This window comes from Microbacterium sp. Root280D1, assembly GCF_001428975.1.
Classification (GTDB): domain Bacteria; phylum Actinomycetota; class Actinomycetes; order Actinomycetales; family Microbacteriaceae; genus Microbacterium.
Genome location: NZ_LMJK01000001.1, coordinates 150,494 through 174,215, shown reverse-complemented (window position 1 = coordinate 174,215; position 23,722 = coordinate 150,494). Strand labels below are relative to the sequence as shown.

General features: G+C 68.3%; 28 protein-coding genes. 6 read left to right on the top strand and 22 right to left on the bottom strand.

Going from position 1 to position 23,722, the window contains the following annotated elements:
- Window positions 1-2: 2 nt before the first annotated feature.
- The gene (locus tag ASE34_RS00925; RefSeq protein ID WP_053098197.1) at window positions 3-899 is read right to left on the bottom strand and encodes an SDR family oxidoreductase; all 897 of its coding nucleotides are present in this window, start codon (window positions 897-899) and stop codon (window positions 3-5) included.
- Window positions 900-1,052: 153 nt separating this feature from the next.
- Between ASE34_RS00925 and ASE34_RS00920 the strand changes: the two genes are divergently transcribed.
- The gene (locus ASE34_RS00920; protein ID WP_056275533.1) at window positions 1,053-1,610 is read left to right on the top strand and encodes a dihydrofolate reductase family protein; all 558 of its coding nucleotides are present in this window, start codon (window positions 1,053-1,055) and stop codon (window positions 1,608-1,610) included.
- A gap of 19 nt (window positions 1,611-1,629) precedes the next feature.
- Here the strand turns inward: ASE34_RS00920 and ASE34_RS00915 are convergent, their stop codons facing one another.
- The 5 genes from ASE34_RS00915 to ASE34_RS00895 form a co-directional block, all read right to left on the bottom strand.
- Window positions 1,630-1,857, bottom strand: a complete 228-nt coding sequence (locus ASE34_RS00915) for an RNA-binding S4 domain-containing protein (RefSeq protein WP_053098195.1) — start codon at window positions 1,855-1,857, stop codon at window positions 1,630-1,632.
- Window positions 1,858-1,925: 68 nt separating this feature from the next.
- On the bottom strand, window positions 1,926-2,243 hold the full coding sequence (locus ASE34_RS00910; RefSeq protein WP_053098188.1) for a hypothetical protein: 318 nt from the start codon (window positions 2,241-2,243) through the stop codon (window positions 1,926-1,928).
- A gap of 195 nt (window positions 2,244-2,438) precedes the next feature.
- Window positions 2,439-3,287: a PepSY domain-containing protein gene (locus ASE34_RS00905; protein ID WP_235567399.1), complete on the bottom strand. Its 849-nt coding sequence runs from the start codon at window positions 3,285-3,287 to the stop codon at window positions 2,439-2,441.
- Window positions 3,288-3,642: 355 nt separating this feature from the next.
- Window positions 3,643-4,974, bottom strand: coding sequence for a sensor histidine kinase (locus ASE34_RS00900; protein ID WP_056275530.1), 1,332 nt, complete (start codon window positions 4,972-4,974; stop codon window positions 3,643-3,645).
- Window positions 4,967-5,644, bottom strand: coding sequence for a response regulator transcription factor (locus ASE34_RS00895; RefSeq protein WP_056275527.1), 678 nt, complete (start codon window positions 5,642-5,644; stop codon window positions 4,967-4,969). The genes ASE34_RS00900 and ASE34_RS00895 overlap by 8 nt, the downstream gene beginning before the upstream one ends.
- Before the next feature lie 158 nt (window positions 5,645-5,802).
- On the opposite strand from ASE34_RS00895, the gene ASE34_RS00890 reads away from it, so the two are divergent.
- Window positions 5,803-6,339, top strand: coding sequence for a hypothetical protein (locus ASE34_RS00890; protein WP_056275524.1), 537 nt, complete (start codon window positions 5,803-5,805; stop codon window positions 6,337-6,339).
- 14 nt (window positions 6,340-6,353) lie between these two features.
- On the opposite strand, the gene ASE34_RS00885 is transcribed toward ASE34_RS00890, so the two are convergent.
- Window positions 6,354-6,560 carry a CDGSH iron-sulfur domain-containing protein gene (locus ASE34_RS00885; RefSeq protein ID WP_053098184.1) on the bottom strand — a complete coding sequence of 69 codons (207 nt, stop codon included), beginning with the start codon at window positions 6,558-6,560 and terminating at the stop codon, window positions 6,354-6,356.
- Window positions 6,557-7,597 carry an iron-containing redox enzyme family protein gene (locus ASE34_RS00880; protein ID WP_056275521.1) on the bottom strand — a complete coding sequence of 347 codons (1,041 nt, stop codon included), beginning with the start codon at window positions 7,595-7,597 and terminating at the stop codon, window positions 6,557-6,559. The genes ASE34_RS00885 and ASE34_RS00880 overlap by 4 nt, the downstream gene beginning before the upstream one ends.
- A 147-nt stretch (window positions 7,598-7,744) precedes the next feature.
- Here ASE34_RS00880 and ASE34_RS00875 point away from each other — a divergent pair, with 147 nt between their 5' ends.
- A complete protein-coding gene (locus ASE34_RS00875; protein ID WP_056275518.1) occupies window positions 7,745-7,924 on the top strand; it encodes a hypothetical protein in 180 nt (59 codons plus the stop codon).
- A gap of 27 nt (window positions 7,925-7,951) precedes the next feature.
- Here ASE34_RS00875 and ASE34_RS00870 read toward each other — a convergent pair whose 3' ends face one another.
- From ASE34_RS00870 to ASE34_RS00850, 5 genes are all read right to left on the bottom strand, one after another.
- Entirely contained in the window at window positions 7,952-9,337 is a 1,386-nt protein-coding gene (locus ASE34_RS00870; protein ID WP_056275515.1) for an LLM class flavin-dependent oxidoreductase, read from the bottom strand.
- A gap of 80 nt (window positions 9,338-9,417) precedes the next feature.
- Window positions 9,418-10,149, bottom strand: coding sequence for a nicotinamide riboside transporter PnuC (pnuC, locus tag ASE34_RS00865; protein WP_187249190.1), 732 nt, complete (start codon window positions 10,147-10,149; stop codon window positions 9,418-9,420).
- Complete coding sequence (locus tag ASE34_RS00860; protein WP_056275511.1) at window positions 10,146-10,673, bottom strand: GNAT family N-acetyltransferase; 528 nt, start codon at window positions 10,671-10,673, stop codon at window positions 10,146-10,148. Before ASE34_RS00860 ends, pnuC begins: the two co-directional genes overlap by 4 nt.
- Entirely contained in the window at window positions 10,670-11,074 is a 405-nt protein-coding gene (locus ASE34_RS00855; RefSeq protein WP_056275508.1) for a hypothetical protein, read from the bottom strand. The genes ASE34_RS00860 and ASE34_RS00855 overlap by 4 nt, the downstream gene beginning before the upstream one ends.
- A 31-nt stretch (window positions 11,075-11,105) precedes the next feature.
- The gene (locus tag ASE34_RS00850) at window positions 11,106-12,023 is read right to left on the bottom strand and encodes a DUF808 domain-containing protein (protein WP_053098178.1); all 918 of its coding nucleotides are present in this window, start codon (window positions 12,021-12,023) and stop codon (window positions 11,106-11,108) included.
- A gap of 151 nt (window positions 12,024-12,174) precedes the next feature.
- Here ASE34_RS00850 and msrB point away from each other — a divergent pair, with 151 nt between their 5' ends.
- Together msrB and msrA are read left to right on the top strand one after the other, a co-directional pair.
- Window positions 12,175-12,642: a peptide-methionine (R)-S-oxide reductase MsrB gene (gene msrB, locus ASE34_RS00845; protein ID WP_053098177.1), complete on the top strand. Its 468-nt coding sequence runs from the start codon at window positions 12,175-12,177 to the stop codon at window positions 12,640-12,642.
- Window positions 12,639-13,184, top strand: a complete 546-nt coding sequence (gene msrA / locus ASE34_RS00840; protein ID WP_053098176.1) for a peptide-methionine (S)-S-oxide reductase MsrA — start codon at window positions 12,639-12,641, stop codon at window positions 13,182-13,184. Before msrB ends, msrA begins: the two co-directional genes overlap by 4 nt.
- Before the next feature lie 190 nt (window positions 13,185-13,374).
- On the opposite strand, the gene ASE34_RS00835 is transcribed toward msrA, so the two are convergent.
- The 3 genes from ASE34_RS00835 to ASE34_RS00825 form a co-directional block, all read right to left on the bottom strand.
- Window positions 13,375-14,184: an alpha/beta fold hydrolase gene (locus ASE34_RS00835; RefSeq protein WP_056275504.1), complete on the bottom strand. Its 810-nt coding sequence runs from the start codon at window positions 14,182-14,184 to the stop codon at window positions 13,375-13,377.
- 83 nt (window positions 14,185-14,267) lie between these two features.
- The gene (locus ASE34_RS00830; protein WP_053098174.1) at window positions 14,268-15,719 is read right to left on the bottom strand and encodes a catalase; all 1,452 of its coding nucleotides are present in this window, start codon (window positions 15,717-15,719) and stop codon (window positions 14,268-14,270) included.
- A 63-nt stretch (window positions 15,720-15,782) separates the two neighbouring features.
- Window positions 15,783-16,205, bottom strand: coding sequence for a Fur family transcriptional regulator (locus ASE34_RS00825; RefSeq protein WP_053098173.1), 423 nt, complete (start codon window positions 16,203-16,205; stop codon window positions 15,783-15,785).
- Window positions 16,206-16,299: 94 nt separating this feature from the next.
- Here ASE34_RS00825 and ASE34_RS00820 point away from each other — a divergent pair, with 94 nt between their 5' ends.
- A complete protein-coding gene (locus ASE34_RS00820; protein ID WP_056275501.1) occupies window positions 16,300-16,830 on the top strand; it encodes a hypothetical protein in 531 nt (176 codons plus the stop codon).
- A gap of 30 nt (window positions 16,831-16,860) precedes the next feature.
- On the opposite strand, the gene ASE34_RS00815 is transcribed toward ASE34_RS00820, so the two are convergent.
- Genes ASE34_RS00815 through ASE34_RS00790 form a run of 6 tightly spaced genes read right to left on the bottom strand, consistent with a single transcriptional unit; the run spans window position 16,861 to window position 23,703 of the window.
- Window positions 16,861-17,526 carry a histidine phosphatase family protein gene (locus ASE34_RS00815; RefSeq protein WP_082298058.1) on the bottom strand — a complete coding sequence of 222 codons (666 nt, stop codon included), beginning with the start codon at window positions 17,524-17,526 and terminating at the stop codon, window positions 16,861-16,863.
- Between the two features lie 47 nt (window positions 17,527-17,573).
- Entirely contained in the window at window positions 17,574-19,613 is a 2,040-nt protein-coding gene (locus tag ASE34_RS00810; protein ID WP_056275498.1) for a hypothetical protein, read from the bottom strand.
- Between the two features lie 4 nt (window positions 19,614-19,617).
- Window positions 19,618-20,601: a glycoside hydrolase family 130 protein gene (locus ASE34_RS00805; RefSeq protein ID WP_053098170.1), complete on the bottom strand. Its 984-nt coding sequence runs from the start codon at window positions 20,599-20,601 to the stop codon at window positions 19,618-19,620.
- Window positions 20,602-20,616: 15 nt separating this feature from the next.
- Window positions 20,617-21,456 (bottom strand): carbohydrate ABC transporter permease, encoded by an 840-nt coding sequence (locus ASE34_RS00800; RefSeq protein WP_053098169.1) that lies wholly within the window; start codon window positions 21,454-21,456, stop codon window positions 20,617-20,619.
- A gap of 2 nt (window positions 21,457-21,458) precedes the next feature.
- Window positions 21,459-22,424 (bottom strand): carbohydrate ABC transporter permease, encoded by a 966-nt coding sequence (locus ASE34_RS00795; RefSeq protein ID WP_082586444.1) that lies wholly within the window; start codon window positions 22,422-22,424, stop codon window positions 21,459-21,461.
- Between the two features lie 10 nt (window positions 22,425-22,434).
- Entirely contained in the window at window positions 22,435-23,703 is a 1,269-nt protein-coding gene (locus tag ASE34_RS00790; protein ID WP_056275494.1) for an extracellular solute-binding protein, read from the bottom strand.
- Window positions 23,704-23,722: the final 19 nt, after the last annotated feature.

Sequence of the window (23,722 nt, the reverse complement as noted above, 5' to 3'; positions counted from 1 at the left end):
ACTCACGGCGTGGGCATGCCGCCGTTGACGTTGAGCGTCTCGCCGGCGACGTAGCTCGACTCCGCGGAGGCGAGGAAGACGTAGGCGGGGGCGAGTTCTGCGGGCTGGCCCATGCGGCCGAGCGGGGTGTCCTCTCCGAACTCCGGCAGCTTCTCCTGCGGCTGCCCGTCGCTCGGCTGCAGCGGCGTCCAGATCGGTCCCGGTGCCACGGCGTTCACACGGATGCCCTTCGGCGCGAGCTGCTCGGCGAGGCCCTTCGTGAACGCGTTGATCGTGGCCTTGGTCGATGCGTAGTCGACGAGGATTCCCGACGGCGAGTAGGCCTGGATCGACGTGGTGTTGATGATGGTCGAGCCTGCCGGGAGGTGCGGCAGCGCGGCCTTCGTGATCCAGAACATCGCGTAGACGTTGGTCTTGAAGGTGTCGTCGAACTGCTCGTCGGTGATGTCGGTCAGCGACTCCTTGTAGATCTGCTTGCCGCCGTTGTTGACGAGGATGTCGAGGCCGCCGAGCGCACCGACCGCCTCCGAGACGAGCGTGCGGCAGTACTCGGGGTCACGGAGATCACCGGGGATCTGCGCCACGGTCGCGCCGGCGTCGCGGAGGATGCCGGCGATGCGTGCCGCATCCTCTTCCTCTTCGGGCAGGTACGAGAGCGCGACGTCCGCGCCCTCGCGTGCGAAGGCGATCGCAGTCGCCGCGCCGATGCCGGAGTCGCCGCCGGTGATGAGCGCCTTGCGTCCGGTCAGTCGGCCGGTGCCGCGGTAGCTCTCCTCACCGAGGTCGGCCTTCGGACCGAGGTCGGCATCGAGGCCGGGCTCCGGCATGTGCTGCTTCTCGGGTTCGATGTCGGAGTAGAGCTCGGCCGGGTTGGTGAAGGTGTACTGGTCGCGAGACATGGGGGTTCCTCTCGATCGCTGGTCTGGGGGTATGTCTCCAGCGTGCGCCGACGTCGGAATGTCGGCCAGCACCTTGCGTCTCAAGCCGAGGGTCGCTAGAGAGGACGCCGAGAAGGGGTCGACCCGTGCGGACGCCGGGAGTAGCCTCGCCGCATGGCCCGACTCATCTACTCCATGATCACGTCGCTCGACGGATACGTCAGTGGGCCGGACGGCGGGTTCGGCTGGGCGCTCGACGACGACCTGCACGACTTCATCAACAAGCAGTTCGCAGACGTCGGCACCTACCTCTACGGGCGGCGCATGTACGAGACCATGGTTTATTGGGAGACCGCTCATCTCGAACCCGATCAGCCGCAGGTCGGCATCGACTACGCGCGGGTGTGGCAGGCCGCGCAGAAGGTCGTCTTCTCGAAGACCCTCGCCGAGGTGTCGAGCGAGCGCACCCGGCTCGAGCGCACGTTCGATCCGGAGGTGATCGCGCGGTGGAAGGCTGAGTCCGACAGCGACTTCTCCGTCGACGGCCCCACTCTCGCCGCCGAGGCGATCCGCGCAGGACTGGTCGACGAGTTCGGTCTCTTCATCGGACCGGCGATCGTCGGTGGTGGCAAGCCGTTCTTCCCCGACGGGGTGCACGTCGACCTGGAGCTCGCCGAGGATCGGCGCTTCGACAGCGGCGTGATGTTCCTCCGCTACACGACGCGGGGGTGACCGGAAGCGGCCCGCGTGATCAGGGGCGCACGCGAACGGTACGGCCCTCGAAGGTGACCAGATCGCCGTCATGCAGCTGGCGTCCGCGCCGTCGATCGACCTCGCCGTTGACCTTCACGAATCCGTCGATCACGACCTCCTTGGCGTCACCGCCCGAGTCGAGCAGTCCCGAGTACTTCAGGAACTGGCCGAGGCGGATCATCTCTCCGCCGATGGAGACATCGTCGATCGGACCGGAATTCGTCATGACTCCGATGGTATCCGGCGGTGCTCAGCTGCGAGCGAGCGCCGCGAGAGGATACGTCTGGCTCGCGGTCAGCCCAGCGCCTTCTGAATCCGCACGCTGAGGCGGTCGGCGGCCCTGGTGGTCAGCGACCGGCGGCTCGCCGTCCGCCGGGTCGTCGTCTGCAGCGCGATCCTCACATCCGATCCGCCGGTCGTCAGGGGAGTCGTCACGATCGTCACGTCGGCCGGTGCCTCGAACAGCGACCCGCGGGTGCTGAACGCGACCGAACGGCTGTCGAAGTATCGCCGCTCGACGTGCTTCAGGTCGGTCACGAGGTGCTGCAGTGCCTGCACGACGGAGTCCGCTCGAGCGGGTGTGTAGAAGTAGGTGTGCGCCGTGACTGGCATGGATCCCCCCGGTGTCCGCATCGTCGGCGCGCGATGGCGACCGAACTCACTGAGAGAGACCCGACGAGTGACGGATCATGACGCTACGCGGGGAATCGCCTGCGGGAGCCGGGTTCCGCGGCCGGGACGTCTGGCTGAAACCGCGTCGAGCCGTCGACCCCATAGGGCCGGCGGCTCGAAGAACGACGAGGGCGATCAGTCGTCGATGTCGGTGCCGACGACCGCGTAGTCGGCGCTGAAGTCAATGTCGATCGAGCGGCGGTCGCTGGTGAGCACCGACGCGTCGTAGGGGCTGACCTCGTCGTTGTCGGCGTCGAGGTCGGTGATCATCCCGTCGGCCTCGGCCAATGCGGCATCCACGAGGGCACGGATCGCGGCCTCGTCGAGGGTGTGGGTCGGAGCCGTGTCGTCGTCCTCCTGCTCGGTCGAGATCACGGTGGCGGCGAGGTCGGCATCCACTCGCACCTCGGTCTCGCTGCCGTTCGCGGCGGTCAGCTGGACCTCCCAGGTGCCGTCGCGCTTCGCGTCGATCGAGGTGACGTCGCCCTCGGCGGCTCCGCGGGCGGCATCCGCGATGTCCACGAGCTCGTCGGCCGAGTCCGTGCCGATCCCGGTCACGGGGCCGCCGCCCTGCGGTGCGCCCTGATCGTCGCTGTCGCTGTCGCTGTCGTCACGGTCGTCGCCGGGCTGTCCACCGCGGTCTCCGTCGCCGTCGCGGGGCCCGTCCGAGACCGAGGGGCGGTCGTCGTCGTCGCCGATGTCGTCTCCGATGGCTGCTCCGACGGCCACGCCTCCACCGGCGAGGATCAGGGCAGCGGCGACTCCGCCGCCGATCAGCAGAGCGCGCTTGCGACCGCGCTTCGCGGGAGCTGCGGACGCGGATGCCGGGGCGGCGTTCTCAGCCGCGACCGGCGCGACGGGAACGGTCTCACCATCGTGGGACGGCGTCGCGGTGGGCGCGGGGGGTGCGGGCGGTGCTGGGGGAGTCGCGTTCGTCGGGAGGTTCTCGGGCGTCTGGTCGGGGGTCGGGTTCTTGTCGTTCATGTCTCGATGCTCTCGCGGCAGTGCTGAAGCCACCCTGAAGCGTCCTGAAGGCGTCTTCAGGAAGCAGGGCGTCTCGGCCGCAGTGACACGTACCACCTGCAGGATCCGGGCACGGATGCAGGACGAGACATGGATCCTGTTCCCGCATCCGTGCGCGGGTCCTGCAGACGGCCCGGATACTGAGGTGCCAGGTCCTGCAGACGGCCCGGATGCTGTGGCTCCAGGTGCTGCAGACGGCCCGGATACTGAGGTGCCAGGTCCTGCAGACGGCCCGGATACTGAGGTGCCAGGTCCTGCAGACGGCCCGGATGCTGAGGTGCCAGGTCCTGCGGACGGCCCGGACGCCGAGAGAGTGTCAGTCCGAGAGGGGCAGGGCCACGACGAAGCGCGCGCCGCCCCAACGGGAGGCGTCGACCGAGACGGTGCCGCCGCCGGCCACGGCGATGCCCTGCACGATCGCGAGGCCGAGACCGCTGCCTCCCGCATCCCGGCTGCGCGCCTCGTCGAGCCGCACGAACCGTTCGAAGATGCGCTCGCGCTCGTCGGGCGGCACGCCGGAGCCGTCGTCCTCGACGGTCACGAACACCCACGAATCCTGCGGGATCACGCTGATGGCCACGCGAGCCGCACTGTGCCGGACGGCGTTGTCGGCGAGGTTGCGCAGCAGCTGACCGAGCAGGCGGGGGTCTCCGGTGACACGGGCCGCACGGATGCCGGAGCCGTCGACCTCGACGCCCCGAGACCTCAGCCGCCTCACCTCAGCGAGCGCGAGGTCGTCGAGATCGATCGCCTCGTCGTGCGTGCCGCCGCCCTCGTCGAGCCGGGCGAGCAGCAGCAGCGATTCGACGATGCCCTGGAGCCGGAGTCCTTCATCGGACACGACCTCCGCGAGCTCGCCGATGCTCGTGGTGGCCGGGTGGGCCTGCGCGAGCTCGGCGTGCTGTCGGATCGTCGCGAGCGGGGAGCGCAGCTCGTGCGACGCATCGGAGACGAAACGGCGCTGCGCCGTCGCCGAGGCGTCGAGGCGATCCAGCATCCGGTTCATGGTGGTCGCGAGCGCCGCGATCTCGTCCGATGACGGCGGCACCTCGACGCGCCGATGCAGGTGCTCGGCGGTGATCCCGTCGACCTCTTCGCGGATGCGGGTGACCGGTCGGAGGGCCCGCCCGACGACCAGCCACGTGGTCACGGCGACGAGCAGCAGCAGTAGCGGCACGGCCACCGCGAGCAGCAGCGCGACCGTCGACAGCGTCTCGACCCCGTCTTCGATCGACACCGCCAGCACGAGGGTGTCGTCGTCCTCGATGCCGTCGGAGACCACGAGCATGGGCTCGCCGCCGATCGTCAGGGTCTGCGCGCCGTCGGAGACCGGCAGAGCGGTCGACCCCAGTTCGTCGCGCGCATCCTCACTGGCGGCGCGCACCGATCCGTCGCCGCCGATGATCTGCACGATCTCGTCGTCGAGGGTGTCGATGCCGCGTTCGCCGCCTGGTCCGCCGCCGGGGCCGTCAAAGCGATCGGCGAGTTCGTCGAGGCGCTGCTCGGCGGCACGCTCCGCGCTCGCGTGGATGCTGGAGCTCAGGATGCCGTAGAACGAGAACGCCCCGATGAGCAGGGCGACGGCCACGACGAGCGTCGCGCCGAGGGTCGTCCGGGCGCGCACCGATCGGAATGAGCGCCTAGCCACCGTCGACCGCCAATCGGTAGCCGGCACCGCGGATCGTCTCGATCGCCTCGCGTCCGAAGGGCTTGTCGAGCTTGCGGCGCAGGTGTCCGACGTAGACCTCGACGATGTTGGGGTCGCCGTCGAAGTCGTCGTCCCATACGCCGTCGATCAGCTCGCGCTTCGAGAGCACCTGACCTCGATGACGCATCAGGTGCTCGAGCACGGCGAATTCGCGGGCGGTCAGCGTGACCGGGGTCTCGCCCCGCCAGACATGGTGCGACGAGGGGTCGAGCTTCAGGTCTCCGGCTTCGAGGACGGCCGGGCGGGCCACGGCTCCGCGGCGCACGAGGGCGCGGATGCGGGCGACGAGGATCGCGAAGGAGAACGGCTTCGTCACATAGTCGTCGGCGCCGGTCTCGAGGGCCTCCACCTGATCCCACTCGCCGTCCTTGGCGGTGAGCATCAGCACGGGCGTCCAGTTCTCTTCGGCGCGCAGGGCCTCGCACACCTTCCAGCCGCTCATGCCGGGCATCATGAGGTCGAGCACGATCGCGTCGTATCGGGTCTCGCGCGCACGCCAGAGCCCGTCGACGCCGTTGTTCGCCACGTCGACCGCGAAGCCCTCGGCCTCGAGTCCCCGGCGGACGGCGTCGGCCAACCGCACCTCGTCGTCAACCACCAGGATCCGCATTCCTCCAGTGTGGCGGGCGCACGCTGAATCCGGGCTGAAGCGGGGTCGTCGCGCCTCATCGCCGCATCCGGCCTGCACCCGGGGGCGTTGTCGCGGTGAGCGGAGGCGCACACGGAATGACCATTGGCCACTGAGCTCCCGTGTGGTTGCATGAGGGAATGACCGGACTCCGGGGGGACAGGTCGAGAGGTGCACGGCTGCTTCTCGTCGTTGCGACGACCATGATGCTCGCAGGGTGCGCGACGGCCACCGCCGGCCCGCCTGGCGCATCGCCATCTGCATCTCCGAGTCCCACTCCCACGGCAGCGTGCCCGCAGATCGAAGGCGTCGATCTGCCTCCGGACTGCGCGCCCTACGACCCCGACGACGCGATGGCGCAGAACGAGCGCTACCGCGATCGCGTCGACCTCTCGGAGGAGAGCCGAGCCGCCGCCGAGAAACCGGCGAACGACATCCGCGCCGGCCTCGAGTCGCTCCGCACTTCCGGCGGCCTGTCGGTCGCGGCTGTGGAGGAGGTCTTCGCCGACGCCGGCCTCGCCTACGTCCAGACGCTGGGCGACGAGCGGGCCGTGGCCTTCGGTGCAGCTGCTCCCGAAGGGGGATGCATCTTCGGCGAGGTCTCGGCCGACGTGCTCACGGTCGAGATCGGCGGCGTCATCATGGACGGCGGATGCCTGCCGGCAGTCGGGCACTGACCGACGGGTTGAGATCAGGCGTCGGTGCGGAACCCTGCGGCCTTGTGGGTGCCGTCGCAGAACGGCTTGATCGTCGAGAGGCCGCAGCGGCACAGCGCCACGGTGCGGCGCGTGACCTCGATCGGCTCGCCGTCGGATGACTCCAGCACCGCCGCGCCCCGCACGAGCAGCGGTCCGTCGGGGTAGGCGGTGATGGTGACGGCATCCTCGCGCGCGCTCATCGTGCGTCCCTCGGCCGCAGCGAGGATTCTCCACGCGTCCACGAGTCGAGCATGTGGCCCGCTGCCCAGCCGTCCACGGTCAGGCAGGCGGCCGCGCCGAACATGATGTCGGGCAGCAGCTCGGGGTGATCCTCCGCCAACCCGCCGGCGAGGTCACGCGCCGCGATCTGCTCATGCACGGCATCCGCTTCGACGTGCTCATCGAAGTAGTCGGTCACGTCCTCACCGAACCCGAGGCGCCGCAGGCCGTCGGCGTACAGGCGGTTGGGGATCGACGAGGTCATCTCGAACGCGGCGAGGTGTCCGACGATGGCGCCGAGGAGGCGCCGGTTGACGCCGAACATCGACATCGAGTTCAGCGAGGCGAGCGTGATGGCCGGCACGTCGTCGACGTATCCGCCGTAGGTGTCGTCGAGTCCGGCGCCGCGCATCGCGCGAGCGAAGATCGTCGCGTGCACGCGGTCGGGCCGCCCGCCGCCGTACTCGTCGGACTGGATCTCGACGAGCGCCGCCTTCGCACGCCCGTGCAGGCGCGGGATCGCCCACGAGTGCGGGTCGGCCTCGCGCAGCGTGTAGATCGAGCGCTGCATGAAGAACTCGTGCATCTGCTCTTCCGTCGCCTTCTTCGCGACGTAGCGCGACAGGCTGGGACCCGTGTCGGCCTCGGCGAGGGCGAAGAGGGCCCGCCCGACGGCATCGACGGTCGGCTCGGGGAGTTCGGGCATCGGGACACTCGCCCGCAGTGCCCGCTCGAACGCGTGCTCGAGGATTCCCCGTGTCGCGATCAACGCCGGATCCCACTCGAGGGCGGGGTCGAGCTCGGGAAGAGACCCGTACGACGAGGCGTAGAGCACGAAGAGCGCGAGCTGGATGTCGTCGTCGCGCACGACGTCATCGGTCGAAGCGAGCGCAGCCTCGGCCCTGGCACCGAGATCGTCGGCGTCTTCGCCGGTCAGTCGGCGGATGACGGCGTCGCTGAGGGGACCTCTCGCGGTGATGCCGTGAACGGCGGACGAAGTGAGTGCTGGCGCAGACATGGAGATGCTCCCAAGAGTCGGATGCTTGCAGTCTCACCCCGGTGATCAGCGCACGGGAAGGGGATTGACGGCGACGCATCGGATGCGGAAGGGCGGATGCCGCAGCGTTCGGATCTGTGACGTCGCCGCGCCGCCTAGGCTGGAACCATGAACAAGAACTCGCTCTGGACCATCGTCGGCGTCGTCCTCGCCGTGGTGATCGCCTGGTGGATCGTCAGCGCGCTGTTCTCGATCCTGTGGTTCATCGCCAAGCTGGCGATCGTGCTCGTCGTCGCGGTCGTGGTGTTCCTCGTGCTGCGCGGGCTCCTCACCTCGAAGGCCGACTGACCGCGCCCGACCGAAGGTCGCTGAGGGTCAGGCGACCGGGACGTTCGCCCCGATCCGATACCTCGCGGCGCGGTGCGTGTCCTGCACGCGGTCGCCCTTGCCCTGCAGCTTGTTGCGGAGGGTGCCCGGCGTGTACTCCTCGGGGTAGACGCCGCGTTCGCGCAACACCGGGATGACGTGCTCGATGACGTCCTGCCAGGTGCCGGGAGTGACCGCGTAGGCGAGGTTGAAGCCATCGATGTCGGTCTCCTCCACCCACGACTGCAGCTCGTCGGCAATCTCGACGCCCGAGCCGACGAGGGTCGGGCCGAGGCCGCCGATCGCGTTGTGGCGTCCGAAGTCGCCGACGGTCCACTCGCGTCCGAGGTCGGCCTCCTCCTTCAGGTGCTGCAGCACCGACTGGATGGCGTTCGACTCGACGTTGCCGACGGGCTCGTCCTCGGCGTACTGCGAGAGGTCGACGCCCATCCAGCCCGACATGAACGTCAGCGCGCCCTCGGGGCTCGCATACGAGAGGTACTCGGCGTGCTTCGCCGCGGCATCCTCGCTCGTCGCCCCGGTGATGACCGTGAGCAGCGTGTAGATCTTCGCGTCGTATCGGTCGCGGCCCGCCTCTTCGAGTGCGTCGCGGATGCGCTTCACGGTGCCGGCGAGCACCTCCTTCGACGGGGCGGCGACGAAGATCGCCTCGGCGTTCTCCGACGCGAAGCGCACGCCGCGGGGGCTCGCTCCGGCCTGGTAGATGACCGGCGTGCGCTGCGGTGACGGCTCGGAGATGTGGATGCCGGGAACGCTGAAGTGCTTCCCCTCGTGGCCGATGGGGTGCACCTTCGACGGGTCGGTGAAGATGCCGCGCTCACGGTCCTCGACGACCGCGTCGTCTTCCCACGACCCCTCCCAGAGCTTGTAGAGCACCTCGACGTATTCATCGGCATGGTCGTAGCGGTCGTCGTGCGCGAGCTGGTCCTCCTGGCCCATGTTGCGCGCGGCGCTGGGCAGGTAGCCGGTGACGACGTTCCAGCCGACGCGTCCGTTGGTCAGGTGGTCGAGGGTGCTCAGACGGCGCGCGAACGGGTACGGGTGCTCGAAGGCGGTGCCGGCGGTGATGCCGAATCCGAGGTGCTCGGTGACGGCGGCCATCGCGCTGACGAGCAGGATCGGATCGTTGACCGGCACCTGGGCGCCGTTGCGGATCGCCGCCTCGTTCGTCCCGCCGTAGACGTCGTAGGTGCCGAGGACGTCGGCGATGAAGATGCCGTCGAAGGTCGCGCTCTCGAGCAGCTTCGCGAGGTCGGTCCAGTACGAGATGGTGTTGTACTGGCGCGATCGATCGTCAGGATGCCGCCACAGGCCGGACGACTGGTGGGCGACGCAGTTCATGTCGAAGGCGTTGAAACGGATCTGACGGGTCATGGGGACCAGCAAACCCGTCGATCGACCTCTCGGCCACCCCGGTGACATGCGCCGACACATTCGCCGAGTGGTCGGGGCGGTCAGTCGCGGTCGCGGTCGACGGTCTTCATGGTCGACGTGATGGGTCGGGGATCCGGCATGATCGTGTCGACCTGCGGTTTGGCATTCGCCTGCGCGCGGCACCACACGACGAATCCGACCGCGGTGAAGACGCCGTAGAACACGTACATCAGGCCCGTGGCGTAGAAGCCGGAGCTGAACAGCAGCGGCACGCCCACGATGTCGACGGCTATCCAGATGAGCCAGAACTCGGTCCAGCCCTTGGCCATGCCATAGGTGGCGAGCAGCGAGCCGACGAAGGTCCAGGCATCCGCCCACACGGGCTCCCACGAGCCGAGCGCGCGGAACAGGGGAGTGAGGGCGATCGTGCCGATCACCATCACGAGCACCAGGCCGATGCGGGCACTGTTGGGCGCCCATCGCGGGGTCACGCGCCCACCGTTCGAGGCGGCCTGGCGCCAGCGCACCCAGCCGTAGATCGCGACGATGATGAACATGATCTGACGCCCGGCCTGGCCGAGCAGATGCGGCAGCTCGTGGTCGGGATTCAGGATCGACCCGAGGAAGACCGTGAGCAGCAGCAGATTGCCGACGATGCCGACCGGCCACGCCCAGATCTTGCGCTGCATGCCGCCGAGGGCGCTCGCCAGGCCGAACGCGTTGCCGACCACTTCGCGGATCAGCAGCACCTGACCGCCGGGGAGCACCCACTGCGAGTTGAAGGCGTCAGCGAGCCAGAGCAGCGGGTTCACGGGCGCTCGTCCGGGAACGGCCGCTCATCGAGCACCAGCTGCAGGAAGGTGAGATCGAGCCAGCGATCGAACTTGGCGCCGACCTGCGGCATCCGTCCGACCTGCATGAAGTCGAGGCGCTTGTGCATGATGATCGACCCCGTGTTGCTGCTCTCGATCGCCGCGACCATGACGTGCTTGCCGAGGCGTCGCGCGCGGTCGATGAGCTCGATCATGAGCGCCTTGCCGATGCCGCGCCCGCGCTGCCCCTCGCGCACATAGACGGAGTGCTCGACCGTATGGCGGTAGCCGCTGTGCGGGCGCCAGTCGCCGAATGTCGCGTAGCCGAGGACGCCGGTGTCGTCGACGGCGACGATCACGGGGTAGCCGCGCTCGGTGCGCTCGGCGAGCCAGGCGGTGCGGTCATCGACCGTGACGGCCTCTTCGTTCCAGATGGCGGTCGTGGTCAGCACCGCGTCGTTGTAGATGGCGGTGATCGCCTCGACGTCGGCGGTCTCGGCATCCCGGATCTGGTGGTCGCTCATCGGGTCTCCTGCATCTGCGCTCGGGTGCGCACGGGACGACGGTAGCAGGATGCCGGGGTGGGGTCGGTCTCCGAGGGCTCGCCGCGGCTTCCCTCCTGTGCCGCGCCGTCTTCGACGTGCAGGTTCATGACCGAGTGCACCCTCCCTCCGTCGCGGAACACCAGGCCGAGACCCTCGCCGAACTGCCTCTCCTCGACGGTGAAGTGCGGGTTCTTGGCTGCGATTCCGAGCAGGAAGCGCGCGACATTGTCGGCGCCGGCGCGTACGGGAAGGGGCTGGCATCGGGGTCGCTGCGCGGCGACGCCGATGCTCTGCAGGGAGCGATCACGTTCGACGAATGGCTGCGCACCGAGGATCACGTGCGCGGCGAGTGAGTCGCGCCCCGGATCGCATGTCGGCATACCGACTGAGATTCGAACAGCGGCGTCGGTGTCAGACGTGCACGTCGGCGGGCGATTCCTCGCCCTCGTGGAAGCTCGGCTTCTTGCCGATCAGGCGACCGATCCCGAGGATGATCCCCACGATGATCAGACCCGCGATCAGACCCGCGATGGCCGAGAACAGCGTGTCGCCGATCCAGACGATGACACCGCCGGCCGGCTCGAGGAAGTGCTCGATGCCGTGCAGGATGTCGGCGCCGAAGTGCACGCCGACCTCGCCGAGGTTCACGAGCAGCAGGTGCCCGCCGACCCACAGCATCGCGACGGTGCCGAGGATGCTGATGAAGCGGAAGACCGCCGGCATCGAGCGCACGATGCGCGTGCCCGTGTGGCGAACTCGCTGGGACGGGTTCTTCGCCATCTTCAGACCGATGTCGTCGATCTTCACGAGCAGGGCGACTGCACCGTAGACGACGCCGGTCATGAGCAGCGCGATCACGGCGAGGATCGCGAGGGTCGTCCAGATGTCGAGGCCGGCCTCGAGGTTGGCGAGCGAGATCAGCATGATCTCCGTCGACAGGATCAGGTCGGTGCGCACCGCGCCCCACACGAGCTTGTTCTCGTTGCGGGCGCTCTCATCGGCATGGCCGTGCTGCACGCCGAACCATTCGAGCACCTTCTCGGCCCCCTCGAAGCAGAGGTAGGCGCCACCGAGGATCAGCAGATACGGCAGCACCCACGGCGCGAAGGCGGTGAGCAGCAGCGCGATGGGGATGATGATGACGAACTTGTTCGCGAGAGATCCGAGGGCGATCTTCGCCACGACCGGCAGCTCGCGCGCGGGCGTGATGCCCTGCACGTACTGCGGGGTCACGGCGGCGTCATCGATCACGACGCCGGCGGCCTTGGCCGAAGCCTTCATCGCCGCGCTGAGAATGTCATCGACGACGGCGAGCAGTCCTACCGACATGTGTGTCTCCCTGGTGTGTATGTAGCGGAGCAACTCTATCGACTGCGCACAAACTCACAGCGCGCTCACAGTCCCGCGGGACCAAAACCGGCATCCTCCTGGTTCTCTTCTATGACGCTGCAGCCAGCCGCGTCGGACAAGGAGACAGACCATGTCGAACGAGTACAGCAAGACCCCCGAGGCCGTCAGCGACCTCACGCACCTGCAGTACGAGGTCACGCAGGAGGATGCGACCGAGCCGCCCTTCCGCAACGCGTACTGGAACACCCACGACGACGGCATCTACGTCGACGTCGTCTCGGGCCAGCCGCTCTTCGCGTCGACCGACAAGTTCGACAGCGGCACCGGATGGCCGAGCTTCACCAAGCCCATCGAGGCCGACGCCGTGACCACGCGCACCGACCGCACGCTGTGGATGAAGCGCACCGAGGCGCGTTCCAGCGGCGCGGACAGCCATCTCGGGCACGTCTTCGACGATGGACCCCGAGACGCAGGAGGACTCCGGTACTGCATGAACTCCGCCGCCCTGCGCTTCATCCCGGCTGACAGCCTGGAAGATGAGGGGTACGGTCGCTACCGTCACCTCTTCCCCACCCCCAACTCCGAGGAGAACTCATGACCGACACCGGAACAATCACCCGCACCCCCGGGACCGAGACCGCCGTGCTCGCCGGCGGCTGCTTCTGGGGCATGGAAGACCTCATCCGCCGCCAGCCCGGCGTGCTAGACACCCGCGTCGGCTACACCGGCGGCAGCAACGACCACGCGACCTACCGCAACCACCCGGGTCATGCCGAGGCTGTGGAGATCGTCTTCGATCCCACGAAGACGACGTACCGCGACATCCTCGCTTTCTTCTTCCAGATCCACGACCCGTCGACCAAGGATCGCCAGGGCAACGACATCGGCTCGAGCTACCGCTCGGCGATCTTCCCGCTCAGCCCCGAGCAGGAGGCCGTCGCGCGCGACACCATCGCCGACGTCGACGCCTCGGGTCTGTGGCCGGGCAAGGCCGTGACCACGATCGAGCCCGTCGGCCCGTTCTGGCAGGCCGAAGAGGAGCACCAGGACTACCTGATCAAGTACCCCAACGGCTACACCTGCCACTTCCCGCGTGCGGGATGGGTGCTGCCGAAGCGCGAAGAGAACGCGACGGTCTGACCGTCACCCCGAGAGCCCTTCGTCTCGCCGAGACGGAGGGCTCTTCTCGTGCCCGCGGTCAGTGCTCGGGCAGACGGCTGCCGCTCCGGCAATGAAGGAGATCTCGCGGATCGAGGAGCGGATGCGGAGAAGCATCCTTCGTTGCCTGAGATCTCCTCCGCTACGAGTGGGCAGGCGTGGCCGCCCGCGGTCAGGTCTCCGACAGGAAAGCGAGCGCGGCTTCCTTGAAAGCGCGCGATCCCGGTGCGTTGAAGTGGTTGCGATCGGGGATCTCGAAGAACCGTCCCTGCGGGGCAGCTGACGCCAGGGCGCGAGAGCCCTCGATGATGGCATCCTTCGACCCCGTCGCGAACAGGATCGGGCTCGCCGGCGCGTTCGACGGGTCGGGATCGATCGTCCGAGACGACCGCATCCCCTCGGCCAGCGCCACGAGTGCGCCGAGGTCGTTGCCGGGCACGCGCTCGGTCAGCGCGATGTAGTTCTGCGTCGTCGGATCCGCGACGGGCGTCCCGTCGGCGAGATACGCGCGCACCTGGTCGAGATCGAGCCGCGCGAGAGGGATGCCGTCCGGCACCCCTCCGAGCACGGCGCGGCCGATCCGGTGGGGCAGATCGCGCACGACCTCCCAGCCGACCCGGGCCCCGAGCGAGTATCCGACGTAGACGGCCTCGTCGACGAGATACATGTCCATGACCGTCTCGACGTCGGTCGCGAGAGTGCGGATGCCGTAGGCGTCGGCCTGGTGCGGCTTCTCGCTGAGCCCATGGCCCCGCTGATCGAGCGCGAGCACCCGATACCCCGCCTTCGTGAGCTCGCGCACCCACCCCGTGAGCACCCAGGTGTCGCGGGCGCTCGACGCGAACCCGTGCACGATCACCGCCACGGGAGCATCCACATCACCCCAGGTGTAGGTCGCGAGGCGAGTGCCATCGGCGGCGTGCACCTGCTGGGGTTCGGGCATCTGGGTCAGGTCGGAGAGAGGAACAGCCACGGCATCCATTGTGCTCCCCCTGCGATGCCCGGAGACGCCGAGACCCACCGGCCCCGAACGGACGGTGGGTCTCGGTCCTCAGCGGAGGCGGCTCAGAAGCGAGCGCGCAGAGCGTCGCCCAGCGAGGCGTCGACGTTCGTCCAGTACTGGAAGAACCGCTCGCGGATCGCGTCGATCGTGATGCCCTGTCCCTGGCCGGTCAGCGTGTCGAGGAAGCGCGCGCGCTGCTCGTCGTCGAAGACCGTGCGGTAGAGCGTGCCCGCCTGACCGAAGTCGTCGTCGTCGAGGTGCAGGGTCGCGGCGGCGCGGATCAGCTCGCCGTCCGACTCCCAGCTCGCCTCGACACCGGCAGCGGGGTCAGCCGTGGGTCCGCCGGCGGGGCCGTAGGAGTTCGGCGTGTAGACGCGGTGCTCGGCCGGGTTGAACTTGTACTGCATCTGGCCTTCGTGCATGTAGTTGCGCACCTCGGCCGCGTGCGGCTGGTTGACTGGCAGCTGGTTGTAGTTCGCACCGATGCGGTAGCGCTGAGCATCCGAGTATGCGAACACGCGAGCCATGAGCATCTTGTCGGGCGAGATGCCCGTGCCGGGAACCTGGTTGCCGGGCGAGAAGGCGGCCTGCTCGATCTCGGCGAAGAAGTTCTGCGGGTTGCGGTCGAGCGTGAACGTGCCGACCTTGATGCGCGGGTAGTCCTTCTTCGACCAGGTCTTCGTCAGGTCGAACGGGTTGAAGCGGTAGGTCTTGCCCTCTTCGTAGGGCATGACCTGCACGTAGACGTCCCACGAGGGGGCGTCGCCGCGAGCGATCGCGTCGAACAGGTCGCGACGGTAGTAGTCGGCATCCGATCCGGCGAGCTTCTCGGCCTCTTCGGCGCTCATCGCCTCGACGCCCTGCTTCGACAGGAAGTGGTACTGCACCCAGAAGCGCTCGCCGGCGGCGTTGACCCACTGGTAGGTGTGCGATCCGTAGCCGTTCATGTGGCGCCAGCTGCGCGGCAGGCCGCGGTCACCCATGAGGTAGGTGACCTGGTGGGCGGACTCGGGGGAGAGGGTCCAGAAGTCCCACTGCATGTCGGCGTCGCGCAGACCCGAGTCGCCGAGACGCTTCTGCGAGTGGATGAAGTCGGGGAACTTCATGGCGTCGCGCAGGAAGAAGGTCGGAGTGTTGTTGCCGACGATGTCGAGGTTGCCCTCGGGCGTGTAGAAACGCAGCGCGAAACCGCGCACGTCGCGCCAGGTGTCGGGCGAACCCTGCTCGCCGGCGACCGACGAGAAACGCAGCAGCGTCTCGCTCTGAGCGCCCGGCTGGAAGGCCGCGGCACGGGTGTAGGCCGACACGTCCTCGGTGACGGTGAACGTTCCGAAGGCTCCGCCGCCCTTGGCGTGGGGGTTGCGCTCCGGCACGCGCTCGCGGTTGAACGACGCGAGCTTCTCGACGAGGTAGCGATCGTGCAGAACGGTGGGGCCGTCAGCTCCGACGGTGAGCGAGTGCGCGTCGCTCGCGACGGGGGTGCCCGTCTGGGTGGTGGTCGATGGGTCGGTCATGTTCTTCTCCTTCTGCACGCAGACACGACGATCATCCCGGGTGCCCGGGAACGGCGTCGGATGCTACTGCGCGGCGTTCTGGCAACTGGGGCACAGGCCCCAGAAGGTCACTTCGGCTGTCTGGACGGTGAATCCCCCCGCCGAAGACGGGGTGAGGCACGGCGCTTCGCCGACGACGCAGTCCACATCGCCGATCGCACCGCACTGGGTGCACACGATGTGGTGATGGTTGTCGTCGATGCGCCTCTCGTAGAGCGCCGCGGAGCCTGCCGGTTCGATCCGGCGGATGAGGCCCGCCGTCGTCAGGTCCGCGAGGATGTTGTGCACCGACTGGATCGACGTCGTCGGAAGCACGTCGGACACGGTGCGGAAGATCCGCTCCGCATCCGTGTGGGCCATGGATTCCAGTGCCTCGAGCACGGCGACGCGGCCCGCGGTCGCACGCAGCCCGGCACCGCGAAGTGCCGAGTCGAGTTCTGTCTCCATGGCCCCGACTCTACCGTTTATTTTGAGTAACTCAAAAGAATGGCGTGTCGGGCGCGGCGGTTGCATCATCCTGGCTCATCCGTAGCGTGGAGGGATGTTCAGGAAACGAGCGGCGACGATCGGACTGGTCCTGATGGCGGGCATCGCGCTCGCCGGATGCACGGGAGAGCCGTCGGGGTCGGCGACCGGATCGACGTCTCCCTCGCCATCTCCGAGCGGCTCCGCGTCGACGGCGACTCCGGATGCCGACTCCGACGAGGCGCAGCTTCCGCTGCCCGTGGACGAGATCGCCGAGTGGGCGCAGACGGCGGTACCGGGGTCGGACTCGCCCGGATACGTCTTCGGCTTCTCCGGATGGATGAGCGAGAACAGCTCGGCCAACGACGTCACCAGCTTCACATCGCTCGAACCGGGGACCTATCAGGCGCAAATCGCATGCCGAGGCGAGGGGACGATCGTGCTCACCGTCAGTGAACTCGATGAGGGATCGCCGTCGGAGCCGATCGCGTGCACGAACGAGACGATCGCGTTCGACGTCACGAATGCCCGGACCGGGGTGAGGTTCGAGCTCGCTCTCGACGGCGCTCCCACGATCAATGCGATCTCGCTCGTCACCGTGCCGTGAGTTTCCAGTGCTCTCGTTCCGCTGCGGGGGTCAGGACTCCGACGGTGCGAGGGGCAACTCGAGGCCGTAGTTCCACGTCAGGATCGCCGGCTGCTCGCGATAGAAGCTCAGCACCGACACCGATCCGGCATCCAGCGTGATCTGCGCGCCGAAGCGCGGAGCGAGGCGCAGGTAGACGGCGGTGAGGATGCGGAGGAAGTGGCCGTGCGCGACGAGTGCCACATCGCCCTCGGTCAGCGCCGGCAGCACCCGTGTGAGCACGCGGGACGCGCGGGCGGCGACCTCCTCCACGGTCTCGCCCGGCGTCGCGCCCCGGATCACACCGTGGGTGAAGGCGCTCCAGTCGTAGCCGAGCTCCTCGCGGATGTCCTTCGTCGTGCGACCCTCGTATCCGCCGTAGTCCCACTCGACGAGCAGCGGATCGACCTCGGCGTGAAGCCCCGCGAGCTCGGCCGTGCGCCGAGAGCGCTCGAGGGGTGACGACAGGACGAGCGAGAAGTCGTAGTCGGCGACCAGCCTCCCGGCAGCGCGAGCGAGGTCTTCACCCCGCGCCGTGAGCGGGATGTCGGTGAGGCCGGTGTGGCGGCCGGCCCTCGACCACTCCGTCTCGCCGTGGCGCAGGAGGACGAGCTTTCCCGAGGGATTGTCGGGGGCGGGGCGATCGGGCAGCGGGTCGTACTCGGGAAGCGCAGGCACACCGCAACCGTAGTCCGCACGCGTGCCGACGGCACAGCCCCGCACCCTCACCGCGTGATGGTGAAACCTCCGCCGCGCACGCGAACCCTGCCGCCCTGTACAGCTTGGCCACGCTGCGACCCGTCGGCCTCGTAGGCTCGGCCCGATCCCGCAGCGAGGGGCGAGACTCGCTGATCGCGCCGAGCGCCGTTCGCGTACAGCACCGCGGAACCGGATGCCATGGCATACACGGCCGTGGACACCGCCGGCTGGATGACGAGAGCGTCGAGCCGCAGATCGCCGGTGCTCGTGCACCGGACGGTCACCGCATCGGCGGGAAGATCGCCACCGAGCAGCTGGGGAACGAGCATCCCGTCGGCCTCCGTGAGGCCGCGATCGCCCGTTCCTCCGGCAGGGGTTCGCGTGCTCCAGAGCCGCCTGCCACCGCGGAACACCTCCCACACCGCCTCTCCGGCATCCGCCTTCTGTCTCCAGACGAGACCGTGCAGGATGCCGCCGGCCTCTGTCACATCGAACTCGACCGACTCGCCCGCGGGAACCCGCACATACGCGGCTCCCGAGAGGTTGCCCTCGCCGATCCACGCGCCGCCCTCTGGCCGCACGACTTCGCAGCCCGCCGAGAGCCGAGCGCCCTCGGCATCGATCACCCGAAGTCCCGAGAACGAGGACAGGCCGGTGATCGATGTCGCGATGCGTGCGATGTCGCGGTTCGCGTCGAGCAGCAGCATCGTGAGCAGCCCGTGGATCGTGGACTCAGCCCCCGAGTTACGATTCACGCGCCCGTCGGTCTCCACGCCGTCGAACGTCACGCCGGTGGCCGGGTCGTACACCGGGACGCCTGCGGTGTTCGCCCCGAAGAACCAGCTGGCAGTCAGCCCGGCGAGCACGCGCATACCGTCTCCGCCGACGGACGCCGCCTGTACGGCGCCCGCGACGCGGCCGTGTGCGCCGTACGCGATCTGCGCCTCCGCGGGCAGCGGCGCCCAGGCGTTGTGCGGTCCGCCCGAGGCGAGCACCTGCGGGGTGAACGTCCCCGCGTCCGCCACGGCCGCGGCGGTCCATTCTCGGCGGCGCAGCAGCGCACCCGCGCGAGCCAGTGCCTCCGGTGCGGCAGCGCCCCAGGCATGCCAGAAACCGAGAGACCCGGTCCACGGCAGAACGGCGCCGAACGGCCATCCCTTCGCCGGGTCGGTGGCCATCGCGGCCACCCCTTCTCCGTAGGTCTGCAGAGCCTGACGGCTGCGCGCATCTCCGGCCTCGGTCGCCGCAGCGAGCCCGAGCATGGCCTCGGCCGTCGCATCCGCGCCGCCGGCGATCAGCCAGGCGGGCAGATCCCGTCCGTCGCTGCGCACCCAGTGACCGGCACGCGACAGAGACTCGCGACCGAGCGCGTCGAGAGCGAGATGCAGCCGTGCGAGCAGGAATGCCGCGAACTCGGAATCCTCCCGCCGGAACGCCGCATAGCCCTCGCCGAATGCCCAGACCGAACGAGCGAGCCAGTAGGACTCGGCGGAGTCCGACGGGTCGGGCAGTTCGACGGGGATCGCGCTGGGGTTCAGGGTGCCGTCCTCCTGCTGCCACAGCACCACCCGGCCGGCATTCGGCCCGCTCGTCGTCTGCAGGAACGCCAGCGACCTCAGCACATCGCGTGCCTCGTCGCGGGCCTGCGCGTCGCCGGTCGCCTTCCACGCGCGCAGGAACACGATCGCCGCTCGCGCGATGTCATCCGCGTTGTAGGCGCCCTGCGTCCAGTACCCGGTCACGGCGTCGCGAGTGCCGCCACCCACCGGACGGAATCCGCCCGCACCGTCGGTGTCGGCATAGGTCCACGGTGCGAGCACGCGGGGTGAGGCGTCGATGCCGAACGTGGTGTGCGTGGTACTCGCCACCACGGGAACCTCGGCGAGCAGGAAGCGCAGGTGTGCGAGGTTCGTGAGCCGCGCGCCTCCACCCGCGCCGATCGGTCGAGATCCGAGCGGCAGTGCGGCGGGCGCCGAGGCGTGCGCTCCGGCAGGGTCGAGCGGAAGCAGCGCGAGTGCAGAGGTCGCGGCTGCGGCGGTCAGGAACGTGCGTCGGGAGATGGACATGCTCTCATTCCTCGTTCGTGTCTCTCAGTGCCCGGCCCCACGGCTGCGCGGGATCGTGGATGGCGACGGCCAGCGTCGTGTCGGACTGCCCGTAGTAGGCGAACCACTTGCCTCGGAACTTCACGAGTCCTTCGACGAACGTGACGTTCGAGACCAGGCCGTTCATGTCCTCGAATGTCTGCGGCCTCAGCCATGGCTCCTGCAGGCGGGCGATCACCTTCGTCGGCTCGTCGGGGTCGATCGCGATCTGCCCGCACCGGTAGTCGACGTCGACCGATCCGTCGTCATGCACGACCCTCGTCGCGCCGTTGGTGAGGAACACCAGCAGTCCGTTGTCGGCGAGCACGGGCGAGGTGCCGATCTCGACGAGCGCTTCGTCCCAGGTGCCCGGGGTCGGCGAGTACATCGGGTCGGTGTCGGCCGTGCCCGGCGTCCAGTGGATGAGGTCGTCGCTGGTCGCCCAGTAGATCGCCCCCTCGCCGAAGTACATCCACCATTTGCCGTGCATCTTCTGCGGCACGATCACGCCGGCCTTCGACCAGTTGAACCCACGCGGATCCATGGTCTTGAACGTGTCGAAGTCGTCGAACAGCGGGCCGTGCTTGGTCCAGGTGCGCAGGTCGGTCGAGGTGGCGAGGCAGAGCTGGGCGCTGCGTCGGTCCCATCCCGTGTAGGTCAGATAGTAGGTGCCGTCGATCAGCGCGATGCGCGGGTCCTCGCATCCGAAGCGCTCGTAGTCCTCTGAGGGGGAGAGGATCGGCGCGTCCTCGCGGGTGAAGTTCACGCCGTCGCTCGATCGCGCGATGCCGATGTGCGAGACGATGTCGTCGGCGTGCGCCCGATAGAGCAGCACGACCTCGTCGCCGTCGACGATCGCGGCCGGGTTGTAGAGATTGGCCGACTCCCAGCTGTCGCCTTTCGGTCGAAGGATGGGATTGGCCTCGTAGGGGACGAAGGGGCCCAGGGGGAAGGTTGCTCCGGTGAACATGGGGTGCCTTTCTGGCTAGCCTTTGACGGCGGCGCCGAGGTCGGTGGCTCGGAAGAACCGCTGGAAGACGATGAACAGGATGACGACGGGGAACGCCAGCGCCGTGGCGCCGGCGAGGATGGCCCCGTTGGGATTCGCCGTCGACTGCGCGACGTTCGAGATGTAGTTGGCGAGCGATACGGCGAGCGGCTGCAGCGACGCGTCCTTCGTGATGAGGAACGGCCAGAGGAACTCGTTCCAGGGGCCGATGAACGTGACGAGCACCACCGTGACGAGTACCGGCTTGATCAGCGGGATCGCGACGGACGTCAGCAGCCGGATCTCGCCGGCTCCGTCGATGCGCGCCGCCTCGAAGATCTCGACGGGCAGCGCCTTGAAGAACTGCACGAAGATGAACACCGCGGTCGTGTTGATGAGGAACGGCAGGATCATGCCCATGTATGAATCGCCGAGCCCGTAGTTGCGGGTGATCTGCACGTAGAGCGGGATCATCAGCAGCTGGAACGGCACCATCTGCACGAGCAGCATGAGCACCCAGATGACGCCACGGCCGCGGAAGTCGAGCCTCGCGATCGCATATCCGGCGAGCAGCCCGAACACCACGGTGCCCAGCAGCACACCCGCCGTGAAGATCAGCGAGTTGAGCAGGGAGCCCGCGAGGTCGATGCGGGAGTCGATCGCGAGGAAGTTGTCGACCGTCCACCCGCTCGTCGGGAAGAGCTCGCTGGGCGAGTTCGTCGGATTCTCCTGGAAGGCCCCGACCAGCATGAAGTAGAACGGGAAGGCGAAGCCGATGGCCGCGACCGTGAGCAGGATGAGGCTCAGGATGCGGGGCAGTGAACGCGTGCGTCTCATGGTCATCGCTCCCTGGTCGCGCGGTTGGCGGCGAGTGACAGCATCCCGACCAGGATCACGAGGATCATGCCGATCGCTGCCGCGGTGTCGGGGTTCTGCTGCTGGATGCCCAGCTGGTAGATCAGCAGCACGGGGGTCGACGAGGCGCCGTCGGGGCCACCGCCGTTGGTCAACAGGTAGGGCTCGGTGAAGAGGTTGGCTCCGGTGATGATCGACAGGATCAGCACGAGCGTGGTGGCGCTACGGACGCCGGGTACCGTGACGTTCCAGAATCGGGAGAATGCTCCCGCGCCGTCGGTCTCGGCCGATTCGTAGAGCTCCTTCGGCACGTTCTGCAGCGCCGCGAGATACAGCAGGATGTAGAAGCCCAGCTGCTTCCACGTGACGTAGAGCGCGATCATCGGCATCGCCAGCCCGCTGTTCACGAGCCACGACGGATCGGGGGCGAGCGGGCCGAGGATCGTGTTGATCAGACCGTTGCCCGAGAAGAGCAGCATCCACACGCCGACGAGCGAGACACTGGCCGTCAGATACGGCACGTAGAACGCCACGCGGTAGGCGGCGACCCAGCGGATGCCGGTGTTCAGCGCCGCGGCCAGCACGAGCGAGAGCACGGCGGTGAGCGGCACGTTGATGACGAGGAAGATCAGGGTGTTGCGGAACGAACCGAGCACTCTCGGGTCGGTGAGCACGGTCACGAAGTTGTCGAAGCCCACGAACGGTCGCTCGACCTCGACGTTGGGGGCGGTGAAGAAGTAGTCGTGGAAGGCGATGTAGACCGCGAATCCCAGCGGGAACGCGAAGATCGCCAGCACGAAGACCAGGTACGGCAGGGCGAACAGGCCGCCGATCGGTTGCGCACCCAGCAGTCGGGTGCGCAACCGCGCCCTCGGTGGCCGGCCCGCGGACGGGGCCGGGGCTGAAGTGCCCCCGGCCACGTCCGCGACGGCGTCGTCTCGGAGCGTCATCGCAGACTCATCACTCGGCGACGAGGTCGTCGATCTTCGTCGTGGCGTTCTTCAGGAAGTCGTCGATCGACTCCTTGCCGAAGATCACGGCGGCGGAGTACTCGTCGCGGAACGCCTGCCAGGCCTCCACGGAGTTCGGGATGCTGGGCACATCGGCCGTCGCCTCGGCCTGCTCGGCGAACGCGACGTAGTTCGGGTTCGCATCGAAGTAGTCGGCGTAGGTCTCCGTGAGGTCGGTGCGCATCGGCATCTGACCGGTGGCCTCGAGCAGCTGTCCGTCGCTGTCGACGCTCGTCGAGAACTTCAGGAACTCCCATGCGGTGCCCTGGTTCTCGCACGCGGTGAACATGGAGACGCTCTTCGAGTCGGCGAAGGTCGTCGGGTTCTCGCGGCCGTCGCTGGTCGGGACCGGCATGAACCCGACGTCGACGGTCTCGGCGTACGAGGGGATCGCCCACGGACCGGCGAGCTGCATGGCGGTGGTGCCGGCGGACATCGCATCGTCGGTCGACGCCTCGTTCGGCGAGAGCTTCTCGTCATAGAACGTCTTCCAGAATTCGGCGACCTCGCGGCCGGCATCCGAGTCGACCGTCGCCTTGCCGTCTTCGACGAGCATGGTGCCGTCGGTCTCGGCGAGGTAGAGCGGGTAGAAGTCGAACCAGGGCTGGTAGAACTCGCTCGTCGGAGCCGGCCAGATGGCGCTCTGCACACCGGAGGCGACGATCGCCTTGGACCCCTCGAGGAACGCGTCGTACGTGTTCATCTGCGGGTCCTCGGGATCGATGCCCGCGGCCTGGAACAGCGCCTTGTTGTACATGACCATGACGGGGTTCGACTTCCAGGGCAGCTGGTAGAAGCTGCCGTCGGTCGCATACGAGTCGACCTCTCCTCCGCGCTCGGTGATGTAGTCGCTGCCGCCCTCCATGGTGCTGAGGTCGACGAGTCCGCCCTGCTTGACCCAGCCCGAGACGGCGGCCGGGGCCACGTTGTAGACGAGGCAGGGTGCGGTGCCGGCGGTGATCGCGGCGGTGATGGCCTCTTCCGACGACGAGCCCGCGGGGATCTCCTGGGCGTTGACCTTCTCGTCGGGGTGCTCGGCGTTCCAGGCGTCGACGACGGCGGTGCCCCAGGCGACCTCCTGCTCGTTGTTCGACAGCCAGATGTCGATGGAGCCGGTGCCGTCGGCCGAGGCGTCGCCGCCCCGGCCTCCTGACGAGCATCCGGTGGCGACCAGTGCGACGGCTCCCAAGAGCGCTGCTGCGCGGATCTTCTTCTTCATGTTGTCCTCCTTGACGCGA

Coding starts and splice junctions, on each gene's coding strand:
- ASE34_RS00820 (WP_056275501.1), top strand. CDS start 16,300: ATGTTCAGGAAACGAGCGGCGACGATCGGACTGGTCCTGATGGCGGGC.
- ASE34_RS00915 (WP_053098195.1), bottom strand. CDS start 1,857: ATGACGAATTCCGGTCCGATCGACGATGTCTCCATCGGCGGAGAGATG.
- ASE34_RS00810 (WP_056275498.1), bottom strand. CDS start 19,613: ATGTCCATCTCCCGACGCACGTTCCTGACCGCCGCAGCCGCGACCTCT.
- ASE34_RS00885 (WP_053098184.1), bottom strand. CDS start 6,560: ATGAGCGCGCGCGAGGATGCCGTCACCATCACCGCCTACCCCGACGGA.
- ASE34_RS00835 (WP_056275504.1), bottom strand. CDS start 14,184: ATGGATGCCGTGGCTGTTCCTCTCTCCGACCTGACCCAGATGCCCGAA.
- ASE34_RS00895 (WP_056275527.1), bottom strand. CDS start 5,644: ATGCGGATCCTGGTGGTTGACGACGAGGTGCGGTTGGCCGACGCCGTC.
- ASE34_RS00855 (WP_056275508.1), bottom strand. CDS start 11,074: ATGCCGACATGCGATCCGGGGCGCGACTCACTCGCCGCGCACGTGATC.
- ASE34_RS00875 (WP_056275518.1), top strand. CDS start 7,745: ATGAACAAGAACTCGCTCTGGACCATCGTCGGCGTCGTCCTCGCCGTG.
- ASE34_RS00870 (WP_056275515.1), bottom strand. CDS start 9,337: ATGACCCGTCAGATCCGTTTCAACGCCTTCGACATGAACTGCGTCGCC.
- ASE34_RS00925 (WP_053098197.1), bottom strand. CDS start 899: ATGTCTCGCGACCAGTACACCTTCACCAACCCGGCCGAGCTCTACTCC.
- ASE34_RS00920 (WP_056275533.1), top strand. CDS start 1,053: ATGGCCCGACTCATCTACTCCATGATCACGTCGCTCGACGGATACGTC.
- ASE34_RS00860 (WP_056275511.1), bottom strand. CDS start 10,673: ATGAGCGACCACCAGATCCGGGATGCCGAGACCGCCGACGTCGAGGCG.
- ASE34_RS00910 (WP_053098188.1), bottom strand. CDS start 2,243: ATGCCAGTCACGGCGCACACCTACTTCTACACACCCGCTCGAGCGGAC.
- ASE34_RS00825 (WP_053098173.1), bottom strand. CDS start 16,205: ATGGAGACAGAACTCGACTCGGCACTTCGCGGTGCCGGGCTGCGTGCG.
- ASE34_RS00890 (WP_056275524.1), top strand. CDS start 5,803: ATGACCGGACTCCGGGGGGACAGGTCGAGAGGTGCACGGCTGCTTCTC.
- msrA (WP_053098176.1), top strand. CDS start 12,639: ATGACCGACACCGGAACAATCACCCGCACCCCCGGGACCGAGACCGCC.
- ASE34_RS00880 (WP_056275521.1), bottom strand. CDS start 7,597: ATGTCTGCGCCAGCACTCACTTCGTCCGCCGTTCACGGCATCACCGCG.
- ASE34_RS00795 (WP_082586444.1), bottom strand. CDS start 22,424: ATGACGCTCCGAGACGACGCCGTCGCGGACGTGGCCGGGGGCACTTCA.
- ASE34_RS00830 (WP_053098174.1), bottom strand. CDS start 15,719: ATGACCGACCCATCGACCACCACCCAGACGGGCACCCCCGTCGCGAGC.
- ASE34_RS00800 (WP_053098169.1), bottom strand. CDS start 21,456: ATGAGACGCACGCGTTCACTGCCCCGCATCCTGAGCCTCATCCTGCTC.
- ASE34_RS00790 (WP_056275494.1), bottom strand. CDS start 23,703: ATGAAGAAGAAGATCCGCGCAGCAGCGCTCTTGGGAGCCGTCGCACTG.
- ASE34_RS00805 (WP_053098170.1), bottom strand. CDS start 20,601: ATGTTCACCGGAGCAACCTTCCCCCTGGGCCCCTTCGTCCCCTACGAG.
- ASE34_RS00905 (WP_235567399.1), bottom strand. CDS start 3,287: ATGAACGACAAGAACCCGACCCCCGACCAGACGCCCGAGAACCTCCCG.
- ASE34_RS00850 (WP_053098178.1), bottom strand. CDS start 12,023: ATGTCGGTAGGACTGCTCGCCGTCGTCGATGACATTCTCAGCGCGGCG.
- msrB (WP_053098177.1), top strand. CDS start 12,175: ATGTCGAACGAGTACAGCAAGACCCCCGAGGCCGTCAGCGACCTCACG.